Source organism: Streptomyces sp. NPDC007189 (assembly GCF_040703635.1).
Lineage (GTDB): Bacteria > Actinomycetota > Actinomycetes > Streptomycetales > Streptomycetaceae > Streptomyces.
Window position 1 is genome coordinate 23,136 of sequence record NZ_JBEYEY010000013.1, and the last position, 13,304, is coordinate 36,439.

Here is a 13,304-nt window from a genome sequence, read left to right on the forward strand (position 1 = left end):
CAGGTGGCCACAGCCGAGCCGACACGCGCCGACGACGCCGATCCGGGCCCGGGACCGGGCCCGCGAATACGCCTGTCCGCGGCTGACCGGGAGGGTCCGACCGATCACCCGGACAGCCCTGCCGGCAGTGATCGCGCCGCCGTGCGCCCGCGCGGCCTCGCGCGCCTCCTCACCGCAGCCGAGCCCCTCAGGCAGCGGATGCTGAAGCACCCGGTGCTGTCCGTGACGGCCCTCGCCGGGGTCCTGCACATCGTCTGGTTCTTCACGTTCGCGAACAGCGGTGGCGATCTCGCGGCGCAGGACGCCTGGGCGGAGTTCGTCGGCCGGCACCCGGACTCGGCGTACAACCTGGCCTGGTACGGCGGCATGCACCCGGTGTCGTACAGCGTGGTGTCGCCGTATCTGATGGCGATCCTCGGCGTCCGTACGACGATGATGATCGCCGGAACCGTGTCGGCGGGCCTGCTGACCATGGTCCTGATCCGCAGCCGGGCGGTGAGGAACCCGCTGTGGGCCTCGCTCGCCGGGGTCGTCGCGCTGCTGTGCAACGCGATCTCGGGCCGGGTGACCTACGGCCTCGGCACGATGTTCGCGCTCGGCGCGGTCGCGGCCGTCTTCTGCTGGCCGTACAAGTGGCGGCACAAGCGCTGGGCGAAGGCCGCGGTGGCCGCCCCGCTCGCCGGTCTGTCCACCATGGCCTCGCCCGTGTCGGGGCTGTTCGTCGGGTTGGTGGCGGTCGCGCTGTTCCTGCAGAAGCGGCGGCCGGGCGCCTGGGCGCTGGGGATCGCGCCGACGGTGGTGGTCGCGGCCTCGTACTTCCTCTTCCCCTTCTCCGGCACCCAGCCGATGACGATCGGCTCGGTGATCATGCCGCTGCTGTACGGGCTGCTGTGTCTGTTCCTGGTGCCGCGGGAGTGGGTGACGGTCCGGCTGACGGCCGCGGTGTACAGCCTGGGCGTGGTCCTGGTGTGGCTGATCAGCTCGCAGATCGGGTCGAACATCTCCCGGCTGCCGATGCTGTTCGCGGGTGCGACGCTGGTGGCCGCGCTGCCGTTCACGGTGCCGAAGTCGCGGAAGTGGTACACGGCCGTGCTGGCGCTGCTCGGCTTCGCCGGGTGGATCGGCTACAAGTCGGTGGACGACATCATCCACACGACCCCGGCCGCGTCCTGGGCCCGTGAGCTGGCCCCGCTGGTGCACCAGCTGCAGAAGGCCGGTGCCGAGAAGGGCCGCGTCGAGGTGGTCCCGGCGCGCTCGCACCGGGAGGCCTCCGCGCTCGCGCCGTACGTCAACCTGGCGCGCGGCTGGAACCGGCAGGCCGACATGGAGCGCAACCCGCTCTTCTACGACGACACCCTCAACTCGGCGAACTACCACGAGTGGCTGCGGCGTTGGGCCGTGCACTTCGTGGTGCTGCCGAAGGACAACCCGGACGGTGACGGCGGCCAGCGGGAGCGGGAACTGCTGCAGCGGGGGATGCCGTATCTGAAGCAGGTCTGGGGCGACGCCAACTGGCAGCTGTTCCGGGTGACCGATCCGACGCCGCTCGCGGAGCCGGACGCGGTGGTGGACCGCGCGGAGCAGGGCGAGATGACGCTCCAGGTGCGCAAGGCCGGGCGGATCCTGATCCGGATCCCGTACTCGCCGTGGCTGAGCGTCGTCGACGAGCACGGCAAGAGCCTGAAGCCGCCGCAGGTGATCTCTCCCTCCGGCGCGCCGAAGAAGTACCGGAACGTCAACGGGTGCCTGATGGAGACCCCGCAGGACGCGAACGGCGACAAGTGGACGATGCTGCTCGCTCCGCACGCCGGCACCTACCGGCTGGCCGCGCCGTACCAGCTGCCGCGCGGCACACCCTGCCCTGACGAGCTCAAGTAGAGCCGCCCGTCTCAACTCGGCCCACCCGCACGTTCGTTCACGTAGATGAACGCAGGTCATCAAGTCGAACATTTTTACTTCGACTTGACCTTACGCTTGCTTGTCGCGTTCATATGACCGCACCCACGATCGAGCACATGAACAGTCTCGACTGGGCCGTACTCATCGGCTACTTCGGTGTGATGGTCGCGATCGGCGTCTGGTCGCACAAGCGCGTGGACAACGTCTCTGACTTCTTCACGGCCGGCGGCAAGATGCCCTGGTGGCTCTCCGGCATCTCGCACCACATGTCGGGCTACAGCGCGGTCATGTTCACCGGGTACGCGGGCATCGCCTACACCTACGGCGTCACCTCCTTCGTCACCTGGTCCTTCCCCATCGCGCTCGGCATCGCCATCGGGTCGAAGCTGTTCGCGCCGCGCATCAACCGGCTGCGGTCCCGGCTCCATGTGGCCTCCCCGCTGGAGTACCTGAAGAACCGCTACAACCTGTCCACCCAGCAGGCGCTCGCCTGGTCCGGGATGCTGCTGAAGATCGTGGACGTGGGCGCCAAGTGGGCGGCGATCGCCACCCTGCTGTCGGTGTTCACCGGGGTCACCCTGAACCAGGGCATCCTCATCACCGGTGCGATCACGGCCGTGTACTGCACGATCGGCGGCCTGTGGGCGGACGCGCTGACCGAACTCGGCCAGTTCGTCATCCAGTTGCTGGCCGGCGTCTCGATGTTCGTGGCGGTCGTGCTGAAGCTGAACGACAAGCACATCGGCTTCCTCGACGCCTGGAACCAGCCGGCGCTGCACGGCCACGGCAAGCCGCTGGTCGGCCCCTACAGCACGGTGTTCCTGCTGGCGTTCCTGTTCATCAAGCTCTTCGAGTACAACGGCGGCATGCTCAACCAGGCCCAGCGGTACATGGCGACGGGCAGCGCGCACCAGGCCGAGCGGTCGGCCCGGCTGTCGTCCGTGCTGTGGCTGATCTGGCCGACGGTCCTGTTCTTCCCGATGTGGATGTCCCCCCTGCTGGTCCACGCGCAGAAGCCGGACGGCTCCGACTCCTACGGCCTGATGACCGAACAGCTGCTGCCGCACGGGCTGCTGGGCCTGGTGATCGTCGGGTTCTTCTCCCACACGATGGCCATGTGCTCCTCCGACGCGAACGCCATCGCGGCGGTGTTCACCCGGGACGTGGCGCCGGTGCTGTCCTCCCGGGCGCGGGGGTGGGGCGAGCGGTCGGGACTGATCGCGGCCCGCGTGACGACCCTCGTCTTCCTCGGGCTGTCCATGGCGGTGGCGACCCAGGTCAACTCCCCCACGTTCAAGGACATCATCACGGTGGTCATCAAGTGGGTGGCCGGTCTGATGGGTCCCATCGCGATCCCGATGATGCTGGGCCTGCTCCGCGCGTTCCGCCGCTCCGGCCCGACGGCGGCGCTGACCAGCTGGGCGGCGGGTCTGCTGGCGTTCTGGCTGGTGAACTACCCCATCAACTGGAACGTCTCGGGCGGGGTGCCGCTGCAGTACCAGGTGTCCGTGCCGCTGGCGGTGTCCCTCGTCCTGTACATCGTCATCGGCTACGTGAAGCCGGAGGAGACGCCGGAGCGGCTCGCCATCATCGAGAAGGTCAACACGGACGGGGACGCGGTGGCGGCGGTGCCGGTGCCCGCGAGCGCCGGGGACGACGTGATCGGCGCACCGGCGGTGGACTAGCCGCTGTGCGCATCCAGGGTGCCGGTGGCGCACACCGGCGCGCGCCCCTAACGCGGGTACCTCGCCAGCCACCCCGGCGACGAGCCCGCCGGGCCGTGCAGCGCCGGGCCCTGGGTCATCTCCATCGAGAAGTCGTCGGCCAGTTCCAGCACCGTGGGACGGCCCTCCAGCTCGGCCACCCAGGCCGGGGGCAGGGCCGTCTCGCCGTGCAGGGCGCCGAGGAGACCGCCGGTGAGGGCGCCCGCCGCCGCCGACGGGCCGCTCTGGTTCACCGCGAGGCACAGCCCGTGCCGTACGTCCTCGCCGACCAGCGCGCAGTACACCGCCGCCGCCAGCAGCCCGTCCGCCGTACCGTCGCCGGCCAGTTCCTCCACCCGCGTCGGGCTCGGGATCCCCTGCCGTACCGCACCGAGGGCGTGCTGCAGGGCGTCCGAGACGGGCTGGTGGCCGGGGCGGGCGGCGAGCAGGGCCAGGGCCCGCTGCACGGCGCCGTCCAGGCTCTCGCCCCGGGCCAGCGCATGCACGATCACGGCGTACGCGCCCGCCGACAGACAGGCGAGGGGATGCCCGTGGCTCTGCGCCGCGCACTCCACCGCGAGCTGCGCGACGAGCTGCGGCTCCCAGCCGACCAGCAGCCCGAAGGGCGCGGACCGGGCCATCGCCTCCGGGCCCAGCTCGCCGGGGTTCTTCGGTGACTCCAGCGTGCCCATGGTGTCGTCGCCGAAGCCGATGAGCAGGGCCCGGGTCGGGTCGCGGCGGGCGTACAGCCACTCCTCGCGCGCGAGCCAGCCGTCGTCCTTGCGGCGCTCGTCCGGCCCCCAGTCCCGCTGGGTGGCGGCCCAGCGCCGGTACGCCCGGTGCAGGTCGGTCGGCGGGTGCCAGGCGCCGGTGTCCCGCCGTACCTGGGCCCGGATCAGCCCGTCCACGGTGAACAGGGTGAGCTGGGTGTGGTGGGTGACCGTGCCCCGGCGTCCCTGCCCGAAGGCCAGGTCGAGCAGCCCCTCGGGGCCGTACGCGGCCCGGATCTCCTCCAGGGACAGCGGGTCGGCGGGCCCGCCGAGCGCGTCGCCCACGGCGACCCCGAGCAGGGTGCCGCGCACCCTGCTGCGGAAGTCCTGTTGCTCGGATCGGCCCCAGACGGCGCCGGACGTCGCACTCATCCAGACCTCCCCACGGCACCGTCCGTCCGTACGACGCTAGGCACTGTAATCGACGGGGAACGGTCCGTTCACGGGGGCAAATCGGCCTCGGGTGGTCATTCCCGCCCAGCTACGAGCGCTTCGACCCCGTCGGCGATCCGGTCGAGCCCGAAGTCCAGCGGATCGGTGCCGTCCGGCTCGAACGCTCCCTCGGCGACGGCCCTGGTGAGGGCCGGGAAGCGGTCGGCGTGCCGTGCGAGCACCTCGCCCGCGAGCCGGTCCCACTGGCGTTCCTCCTCCTCGTCGCGGTCGCCGTGCTGCTGGGCGAGGTTGCGGACGAGTCCGACGACGAGGAGGAAGACCTTGTGCCGCTCGGCGGCGGTGAGCGGGGTCGGCTCCAGGACGGCGAGTGCGGCGTCCAGCCACTGGAGCTGGTGCGGGCCCATCAGCTGACGGCGCATGGGGACGGCGGCGAGGAGCCAGGGGTGTGCCGTGTAGACCTGCCAGAGCCGGCGGGCCCACTCCCGCAGCCCGCCCCGCCAGTCCCCCTTCGCGACCCCAGCCAGGTCCGGCCCCTCGGCCAGCACCGACTCCACCATCAGCTCGACCAGTTCCGCCTTGCCGGGCACGTACCGGTACAGCGCCATGGCGGAGACGCCGAACCCGGCCGCGACCTTGCTCATGGAGACGGCGTCCAGGCCCTCCTTGTCGGCCAGTTCGGCGGCGGCCGCGGCGATGCGCTGCGGGGTCAGTTTCGGCTTGGGCCCGCGGGTGGGCCTGCCCTGCTCGCCCCACAGCAGCGCGAGGGTCGCCCGCGGATCGGGCCCCTGCGCTTCCTTGCCCTGTCCCGCGTTCCGTCCGGCCACGAGGTCCCTCCCGCTCGGCTTCGGGAAGCCTGTTGACTCCCCCCGCAACTGTATATACCGTAAACCGCACACCAAACAGCTGACGACATAAACAGTTTAGGGGGAACACCATGCTGCTGACCTACCGCGCCCTCAAGCGCCGCGCGAACGCCAGGAAGCTCGCGATCACCACCCCGAACGGCATCGACGAGTCGTCGTACGTCCGTATCGGCGGCATCGACCAGTGGATCTCCGTCCGGGGCGAGGACCGCTCGAACCCCGTGATCCTCGAGCTGCACGGCGGCCCCGGCGCCTCCAACCTGGTCTTCGTCCCGCGCACCCGCGCCTGGGAGCGGCACTTCACGATCGTCCGCTGGGACATGCGGGGCGCCGGGAAGACCTTCGCGGCAGGCGGCCCCCAGGGCCAGGGCGAGCTGACCCTCGACCGTCTCCACGCGGACGCCGTGGAGGTCACGGACCACATCCGCACCCGCCTGAACGTGCCCAAGGTCCTGCTCCTGGCCAACAGCTTCGGCACGGTCATCGGCCTGCGCCTGGCCCGCGACCACCCCGAGCGGTACTCGGCGTACGTCGGCACCGACCAGAACATCGCCGGCGGCGGCCGGGACACTTCCGCGTACGAGGCGCTGCTGACGCGGTTGGAGAAGGCGGGCAGGAAGAAGCAGCGGGCGAAGACCGCCGCTCTGGGCCCGGACCGCTCGTCCTGGTCCGCGCACCAGTGGGCCGAGTACGCGAAGACGGTGGTCACGACCGACCCCCTCACCTACGACACGATGAAGACGGTCGTGATCCGCTCCCTCTGGTTCTCCCCTCTCCACACCCTCCGCGACCTACGCGCCTACCTCAAGGCCCAGACCTTCTCGGAACCGCTGGGCCCCCAGGCGACGACGATCGACGAACACGCCGAGGGCACCGCCTTCCGCCTCCCCTTCTTCCTCTTCCAGGGCGAGCACGACGTCCTCACCCCACCGGAACCGGCCCACCGCTTCTACACCGAAGTCACCGCCCCGGCCAAGGACTTCGCCCTCATCCCCGACGCCTCCCACTTCGCGTCCTTCCGCCACCCCGACCACTTCCTGGACCTCCTGCTGACCAGGGTGCGGCCGGTGGTGACGGGGGAGGCAACCAGACGGCGTTGATGCAAGGGGGCAGCATGGAGGACGAAGAGGCCGAGGAAGATGCGGCGCCCCTCCTACCCGGAGGAGGAGATCGACCGTCTCGTCTCCGCCCGCACGGCGCGCAAGACGGTCTTCGAGCGTGTCCCCCGTGTGCTGACGACCTTTGTTCTGGAGGAGGTGACGCTACGGCGGCCGGTCGGAGGCCGGGATGTGCTGCGCCAGCAGCTCGAACACCTCCTGGAACTCCGCAGGTTGAGGCACGTGGAAATCCAGGTGATGCCGACCGACCGTGAGGATCATCAGTGAGCCTCAGGAGGTACAACTCCTGGAGGCCCCGACTGCGTCGAAGTAGCCATAACCCCCGCCACCGTCCGCATCCGCGACTCCAAGGACAGGGACGGCGCCCAATTCGCTGTCCGCGGCGGCCCCTGGGCCCGGTTCCTGGACTTCGCTCAGTCTGGCGCAATGCCCCCGCGATAACCGGGCCCCTGGCAGGGGAGAATCGCGCCATGACCACCAATCCCCCACGTCACAACGGCCTCAGACTGGCCGCCGGTGTGCTCACCGGCATACTCGCCCTCTACATCGCCCTCGTCGCCGTCGGGAACATCACCGACTTCGGGACGAACCAGCAGTTCGTACGGCATGTGCTGGCGATGGACACCACCTTCAAGGACCCGGATCTGATGGGGCGGGCCATCACCAGTACCGGGCTGCAGGACACCGCCTATGTCGCGATCATCGTGTGGGAGGCCGTGGCGGCCCTCGTGCTGATCGGGGGGACCGTGCTGTGGGCGTGGCGCAAGGACGACGTCGCCCGGCGCCTCTCCACCTACGGGCTGCTGATGCTGCTTCTGCTCTTCGGCGCCGGGTTCATCGCGATCGGCGGTGAGTGGTTCGCGATGTGGCAGTCGAAGGCCTGGAACGGGCTGGACGCCGCGACCCGGGTGTTCCTGCTCAGCGGAGTGGCGTTGATCGTCAATCTGCTGCCCGCGCGGCGGGCGGACGCTATTTGACGACCGTGACGCTGGTGCCCTGATCACCGAAGGACCACAGGGCGGCGCCGTCTTCCTTGTGGAGGCGGATGCCGCCCAGTTTCTTGCCGTCCGCCGGGGGCGGCGAGGAGCCGTCCAGGGCGTTGGAGAAGGCGATGTTCACGCCCTGCGTCGCGGTGAAGTACATGATGTGCTCCACCTCCACCCCGTCCGAGCCCTTGATGGACTGGGTGCGCTTGATGATCGAGTAGCGACCGGGCTGCGGGCTCACCGTGCCCGGCCACACCGTGAACGTGCGGGTCGGCTTGCCCGTCGCGTCGACCAGCCAGACCCGCTTCCCGGAGAGGGAGTACACGATCCGGCGGCCCGTGCCGGAATCGTCCGGCAGGGCGGGCGCGGCCGGTGTCTTCGGCGTCGCGGGCCCGTGGGCGCCGGACGACGCCGACGCGCTCGGCTTCGACACGGCGGCGATCGGACGCGGCCCGTGGTCCGCCTGTACGGCGAGCGCGACCACGACCGCGGTCGCTCCCGCCGTCAGGCCGGTGACCCAGGCCCACGAGGGCAGTCGGGCAGCCACGGGACGCTTCTCCTGACGCTAGGCGTATGGGGCCCCGTCTCGGGTCGGGGGTCGGATCATCGTACTCAGTCCAGGACCGGCAGCAGTTCCGGCAGGTGCCCGTCGGAGGCCTCCGCCGCCCGCTGCCGCTCCTCGGGCACCTCGCCGTAGAGCGTGGTGCGCGGTTTCGCCGGGCGGCCGGCCGCCTCGGCCACGGCGATCAGGTCGCGGACCGACTTGTAGGAGCCGTAGGAGGAGCCGGCCATCCGGGAGATCGTCTCCTCCATCAGCGTGCCGCCCAGGTCGTTCGCGCCGGAGCGGAGCATCTCCGCCGCACCCTCCGCGCCCAGTTTGACCCAGCTTGTCTGAATGTTGGGGATCCAGGGGTGGAGGAGCAGACGGGCCATCGCGGTGACCGCCCTGTTGTCCCTGGTCGTGGGGCCCGGCCGGGCGATGCCCGCCAGGTAGACCGGGGCGTTGGTGTGGATGAAGGGCAGGGTGACGAACTCCGTGAAGCCGCCCGTCTCGCGCTGGATCCGGGCCAGCGTGCGCAGATGGCCCAGCCAGTGGCGGGGCTGGTCGACATGGCCGTACATCATCGTCGAGGACGAGCGGATGCCCAGCTCGTGGGCCGTGGTGATCACCTCGATCCAGGTGGCCGTCGGCAGCTTGCCCTTGGTCAGCACCCAGCGGACCTCGTCGTCCAGGATCTCCGCGGCCGTCCCCGGGATGGAGTCCAGGCCCGCCTCCTTGGCCGCCGTCAGCCACTCCCGGATGGACATGCCGGTGCGGGTCGCGCCGTTCACCACCTCCATCGGGGAGAAGGCGTGCACGTGCATGCCGGGGACGCGGGACTTCACCGCCTTCGCGATGTCGAAGTACGCCGTGCCGGGCAGGTCCGGGTGGATTCCGCCCTGCATGCACACCTCCACCGCGCCCACGTCCCAGGCCTGCTGGGCGCGGTCCGCGACCTGCTCCAGGGAGAGCGTGTAGGCGTCGGCGTCCGTGCGGCGCTGGGCGAAGGCGCAGAAACGGCAGCCGGTGTAGCAGACGTTGGTGAAGTTGATGTTGCGGGTGACGATGTACGTCACGTCGTCGCCGACCGCCGACCTGCGGACGTCGTCCGCGATACGCGTCAGGGCGTCCAGCGCCGGGCCGTCCGCGTGCAGCAGGGCCAGCGCCTCGGCGTCGGTGAGCTTCGTCGGGTCGTCGGCCGCCGTCGCCAGCGCCTGCCGTACGTCCGTGTCGATGCGCTCCGGCGCCATGCCGGGGGCGGCCGCCTCGCGCAGCGCCTCCCAGTCGCCGTACACCTCGTCGAAGTCGTCGCGCCGGTCCTTCGTGCGGCCCTCGGTGTCGATCGACGCGTGGAGGTCCGTGCGGCCGGTGGCCGTGAACGCCTCCTCCGGCTCCTGCCAGGGCAGGCCCCGGGGAAGGGCGCCGGGGCGGGCCAGGCCCGTCTCCGGGTCGGCCAGCGCGCTCACGTGCGGGCGCAGCCGCGGGTCCAGCCAGGGCTCGCCGCGGCGCACGAACTCGGGGTAGACGCAGAGGCGTTCGCGCAGCTCGAAGCCGGCGGCGGCCGACCTCGCGGCCAATTCCTCGATCTGCGGCCAGGGGCGCTCGGGGTTGACGTGGTCGATGGTCAGGGGCGACACCCCGCCCCAGTCGTCGATGCCGGCGCCGATCAGCCGCTCGTACTCGGCGTCGACCAGGTTCGGCGGGGCCTGGAGGCAGGCGGCCGGGCCCATGATGTGGCGGGCCACGGCCACCGTCGCGACCAGCTCGTCCAGTTCGGCGTCCGGCATGCCGCGCATCGCCGTGTCCGGCTTGGCTCGGAAGTTCTGGATGATCAGCTCCTGGATGCCGTGGTAGGCCCGGGAGACCTTGCGGAGGGCGAAGAGGGACTCCGCCCGCTCCTCGTACGTCTCGCCGATGCCGATCAGCAGTCCGGAGGTGAAGGGCACGGACGAGCGGCCCGCATCCTGAAGTACCCGCAGCCGTACGGCCGGTTCCTTGTCCGGGGAGCCGTAGTGGGGGCCGCCGGGCTCGGACCACAGGCGGGTCGCGGTCGTCTCCAGCATCATGCCCATGGAGGGGGCCACCGGCTTGAGGCGCTGGAAGTCCGTCCAGGTCATGACGCCCGGGTTGAGGTGGGGCAGCAGGCCCGTCTCCTCCAGGATGCGGATGGAGATGGCGCGGACGTAGGCGATGGTGTCGTCGTAGCCGTGCGCGTCGAGCCATTCGCGCGCCTGAGGCCAACGGTCCTCGGGTTTGTCGCCGAGGGTGATCAGGGCTTCCTTGCAGCCGAGCGCGGCGCCCTTGCGGGCGATGTCCAGCACCTCGTCCGGGGACATGAACATCCCGTGCCCGGCACGGCGCAGCTTGCCGGGGACGGTGACGAAGGTGCAGTAGTGGCACTTGTCCCGGCACAGCCGGGTGAGGGGGATGAAGACGCTCTTCGAGTACGTGATGACACCGGGACGGCCCGCCTGTTCGAGACCCGCGTCGCGCACCCGGGCCGCGGACGCGGCGAGGTCGGTCAGGTCCTCGCCGCGGGCCTGGAGCAGCACCGCCGCCTCGGCGACGTCGAGGGCGACGCCGTCCCGGGCGCGTTTGAGGGCGCGACGCAGGGAGTTCTCGGTCGGTCCGGTTCCGGAGGTCGCGGAAGTCGTCATCCCTCGAGCATACGAGCGTGATCAGGAAACGTACCGCGCGTACTCGTCCAGCGCCCGCAGCACCTCCCCCTCCCCCGCCGGCGGCAGTTGCACGACGACCTCCTCGATGCCCAACTCGGCGTAGTGGGCCAGCTTGCCGGGGGTGGGCCGGACCGCGTACGGGACGACCTCCGGCGCGGCGGGGTCGCGGCCCGCGTCCGCCCAGGCCGTGCGCAGCGCCGGCAGGGACTCGGCGAGGCCGCGGCCGCCGATCGGGAGCCAGCCGTCGGCGTACTCGGCGATGTGCGCGAAGAGTCCGGGCCCGGCCGTCCCGCCGACGAGCGTGCGCGGGCCGGTGATCCGGCCGCGCGGCTTGCGCACCGGCTTGGGATACGCGTGGCTGGCCCGGACGCTCGCGAACTCGCCGTCGTAGGGCGTCGGTTCCTCGGACCACAGGGCCTGCATGAGCCGTACCCGGTCCCGGACCAGTTCCCGGCGGGTGCGCCACTGCACGCCGTGGTCGGCGGCCTCCTCGACGTTCCAGCCGTAGCCCAGGCCCAGGGTGAAGCGGCCGCGGGACAGGTGGTCCAGCGTGGCGATCTGCTTGGCCAGGGCGATGGGGTCGTGCTGGGCGAGAAGGGTGATGCCGGTGCCGAGGCCGAGGCGCTCGGTGACGGCGGCGGCCTGGCCGAGGGCGACGAAGGGGTCGAGGGTGCGGCCGTACTCCCGGGGGAGGTCGCCGCCGGCCGGGTACGGCGTCGTGCGCTCCACCGGGATGTGGGTGTGCTCGGGGAGGTAGAGGCCGCTGAAGCCGCGTTGCTCCAGCTCGTGCGCGAGCCGGAGGGGGGTGATGGTCTCGTCCGTGAGGAAGATCGTTACGGCGATGCGCATGGGGCATCGTACCGACTGGTTGGTCGCTCGTCAGGGAGGCGTGCGGCCGCGCACCGGTACTGTCCGCGCCCCCGAACCGCGCCTACCGTGGAAGCCGTGACGACGTTGCGCGGCACCCTCGCCCCCGGCTCACCCGACTACGTCTACCTGCCCTTCGAAGTCCCGCCCGGCACACGGGAACTGCGCGTCTCCTACACCTACGACCGGCCCGCCACCCCCGCCGGCACCCCCGGCAACGCCCTCGACATCGGCCTGTTCGACGAGCGCGGCACCGAGGTCGGCGGGCCGGGGTTCCGGGGCTGGTCCGGAGGCGCCCGCACGGAGTTCTTCGTCCGGGCCGACGACGCCACCCCCGGCTACCTCCCCGGCCCGCTGCACCCCGGCACCTGGCACATCGCGCTCGGGCCGTACACGGTGGCCCCGCAGGGCCTGTCGTACGAGGTGACCGTCACGCTGACGCAAGGGGAGCCCGGCGCCGCCCCGCAGCCGGTGTACCCGCCGGAGCGCGCCAGGGGCCGGGGCCGGGGCTGGTACCGGGGCGACTGCCATCTGCACTCCTGGCACTCCGACGGGCGCCGCACGCCGGCCGAGATCGCGGCGCTGGCCCGCGCGGCGGGGCTGGACTTCGTGGGCAGCTCCGACCACAACACGACCGCCTCGCACGCCCACTGGGCCGACGCGGCCGGCGACGACCTGCTGGTGCTGCTCGGCGAGGAGGTCACCACCCGGAACGGCCATGTGCTGGCCCTCGGCACCGACCCCGGCACCTTCGTCGACTGGCGCTACCGGGCCCGGGACCGGCGCTGGCCGCACTTCGCGCGGCAGATCCGCGGCGCCGGCGGCCTGGCCGTGCCGGCCCACCCGTACGCGGACTGCGTCGGCTGCGCCTGGAAGCCCTCCTTCGCCGAGGCGGACGCGCTGGAGGTGTGGAACGGGATGTGGACGCCCGACGACGAGGTGGCGCTGGCCGCCTGGGACGGGCTGCTCATCGCCTCCGGGCGGGAGGAGGGTGCCTGGCTGCCCGCCATGGGGAACAGCGACGCGCACCGGGACCCGGACGTCGTCGGGCACCCGCAGACGGTCGTCCTCGCCGAGGAGCTGAGCCGTCAGGCGATCCTCGCCGGGCTGCGGGCGGGACGGTCGTACGTGGCCGAGTCGCGGACCGTCTCGCTGGACTTCACCGTCACCGCCGCGAGCGGTGAACGGGCCGGGATCGGCGAGCGGTTGGCGGTCGGCGCCGGCACCCCGGTGACCGCCCGGCTGTCGGTCGCGGGCGCCCCGCGCTGCTCGGTCCGCTTCGTCACCGACCAGGGCGTGCTGTTCAGCAGCGGCCCGCTGCCCGTGTCCGGGGCGGGGGTCGTGGAGTGGCGTACGACCCCGGCGTACGCGGCGTACGTGCGCGCCGAACTGCGGCACGAGACGGCGCTCGGGCCGGTCCCGGGGATGATGGCCGCGTTCACCAACCCGGTGTTCCTCGGGGCGGTCGACGCAGCGTGAGCCCCGC

The 13,304-nt window shown here is 71.6% G+C and carries 10 protein-coding genes and 2 pseudogenes; 7 read left to right on the plus strand and 5 right to left on the minus strand.

Going from position 1 to position 13,304, the window contains the following annotated elements; genetic code table 11:
• Nucleotides 1-3 precede the first annotated feature (3 nt).
• Nucleotides 4-1,878 (plus strand): MFS transporter, encoded by a 1,875-nt coding sequence (locus AB0950_RS25080; RefSeq protein ID WP_360160128.1) that lies wholly within the window; start codon nucleotides 4-6, stop codon nucleotides 1,876-1,878.
• 137 nt (nucleotides 1,879-2,015) lie between these two features.
• Entirely contained in the window at nucleotides 2,016-3,584 is a 1,569-nt protein-coding gene (locus AB0950_RS25085; protein ID WP_360160129.1) for a sodium:solute symporter family protein, read from the plus strand.
• A 47-nt stretch (nucleotides 3,585-3,631) separates the two neighbouring features.
• On the opposite strand, the gene AB0950_RS25090 is transcribed toward AB0950_RS25085, so the two are convergent.
• Together AB0950_RS25090 and AB0950_RS25095 are read right to left on the minus strand one after the other, a co-directional pair.
• A complete protein-coding gene (locus AB0950_RS25090) occupies nucleotides 3,632-4,744 on the minus strand; it encodes an ADP-ribosylglycohydrolase family protein (protein WP_360160130.1) in 1,113 nt (370 codons plus the stop codon).
• Nucleotides 4,745-4,839: 95 nt separating this feature from the next.
• On the minus strand, nucleotides 4,840-5,589 hold the full coding sequence (locus tag AB0950_RS25095; protein WP_366779453.1) for a TetR/AcrR family transcriptional regulator: 750 nt from the start codon (nucleotides 5,587-5,589) through the stop codon (nucleotides 4,840-4,842).
• 110 nt (nucleotides 5,590-5,699) lie between these two features.
• Between AB0950_RS25095 and AB0950_RS25100 the strand changes: the two genes are divergently transcribed.
• The 4 genes and pseudogenes from AB0950_RS25100 (at nucleotide 5,700) to AB0950_RS25115 (ending at nucleotide 7,723) form a co-directional block, all read left to right on the plus strand.
• A complete protein-coding gene (locus AB0950_RS25100; protein WP_366779454.1) occupies nucleotides 5,700-6,728 on the plus strand; it encodes an alpha/beta hydrolase in 1,029 nt (342 codons plus the stop codon).
• A gap of 39 nt (nucleotides 6,729-6,767) precedes the next feature.
• Nucleotides 6,768-7,007 (plus strand): annotated as a pseudogene (locus AB0950_RS25105) (Scr1 family TA system antitoxin-like transcriptional regulator); the annotation flags it as partial.
• Nucleotides 7,008-7,043: 36 nt separating this feature from the next.
• Nucleotides 7,044-7,187: pseudogene (locus tag AB0950_RS25110) on the plus strand (DUF397 domain-containing protein); the annotation flags it as partial.
• 29 nt (nucleotides 7,188-7,216) lie between these two features.
• Nucleotides 7,217-7,723 (plus strand): DUF2165 domain-containing protein, encoded by a 507-nt coding sequence (locus AB0950_RS25115; RefSeq protein ID WP_360160133.1) that lies wholly within the window; start codon nucleotides 7,217-7,219, stop codon nucleotides 7,721-7,723.
• Here the strand turns inward: AB0950_RS25115 and AB0950_RS25120 are convergent.
• The 3 genes from AB0950_RS25120 to AB0950_RS25130 form a co-directional block, all read right to left on the minus strand.
• The gene (locus tag AB0950_RS25120) at nucleotides 7,716-8,279 is read right to left on the minus strand and encodes a hypothetical protein (protein ID WP_360160134.1); all 564 of its coding nucleotides are present in this window, start codon (nucleotides 8,277-8,279) and stop codon (nucleotides 7,716-7,718) included. The genes AB0950_RS25115 and AB0950_RS25120 overlap by 8 nt on opposite strands.
• Nucleotides 8,280-8,344: 65 nt before the next feature.
• Nucleotides 8,345-10,930: a bifunctional FO biosynthesis protein CofGH gene (locus AB0950_RS25125; RefSeq protein WP_360575443.1), complete on the minus strand. Its 2,586-nt coding sequence runs from the start codon at nucleotides 10,928-10,930 to the stop codon at nucleotides 8,345-8,347.
• 21 nt (nucleotides 10,931-10,951) lie between these two features.
• Entirely contained in the window at nucleotides 10,952-11,800 is an 849-nt protein-coding gene (locus AB0950_RS25130) for an LLM class F420-dependent oxidoreductase (protein ID WP_366779455.1), read from the minus strand.
• A gap of 96 nt (nucleotides 11,801-11,896) precedes the next feature.
• On the opposite strand from AB0950_RS25130, the gene AB0950_RS25135 reads away from it, so the two are divergent.
• Nucleotides 11,897-13,297, plus strand: a complete 1,401-nt coding sequence (locus tag AB0950_RS25135; RefSeq protein WP_360160137.1) for a CehA/McbA family metallohydrolase — start codon at nucleotides 11,897-11,899, stop codon at nucleotides 13,295-13,297.
• The last annotated feature ends 7 nt before the right edge of the window (nucleotides 13,298-13,304 follow it).

Bases quoted from the DNA above. Each gene is read 5' to 3' on its own strand.
- AB0950_RS25125 (WP_360575443.1), bottom strand. From the start codon at position 10,930: ATGACGACTTCCGCGACCTCCGGAACCGGACCGACCGAGAACTCCCTG.
- AB0950_RS25085 (WP_360160129.1), top strand. From the start codon at position 2,016: ATGAACAGTCTCGACTGGGCCGTACTCATCGGCTACTTCGGTGTGATG.
- AB0950_RS25090 (WP_360160130.1), bottom strand. From the start codon at position 4,744: ATGAGTGCGACGTCCGGCGCCGTCTGGGGCCGATCCGAGCAACAGGAC.
- AB0950_RS25130 (WP_366779455.1), bottom strand. From the start codon at position 11,800: ATGCGCATCGCCGTAACGATCTTCCTCACGGACGAGACCATCACCCCC.
- AB0950_RS25100 (WP_366779454.1), top strand. From the start codon at position 5,700: ATGCTGCTGACCTACCGCGCCCTCAAGCGCCGCGCGAACGCCAGGAAG.
- AB0950_RS25115 (WP_360160133.1), top strand. From the start codon at position 7,217: ATGACCACCAATCCCCCACGTCACAACGGCCTCAGACTGGCCGCCGGT.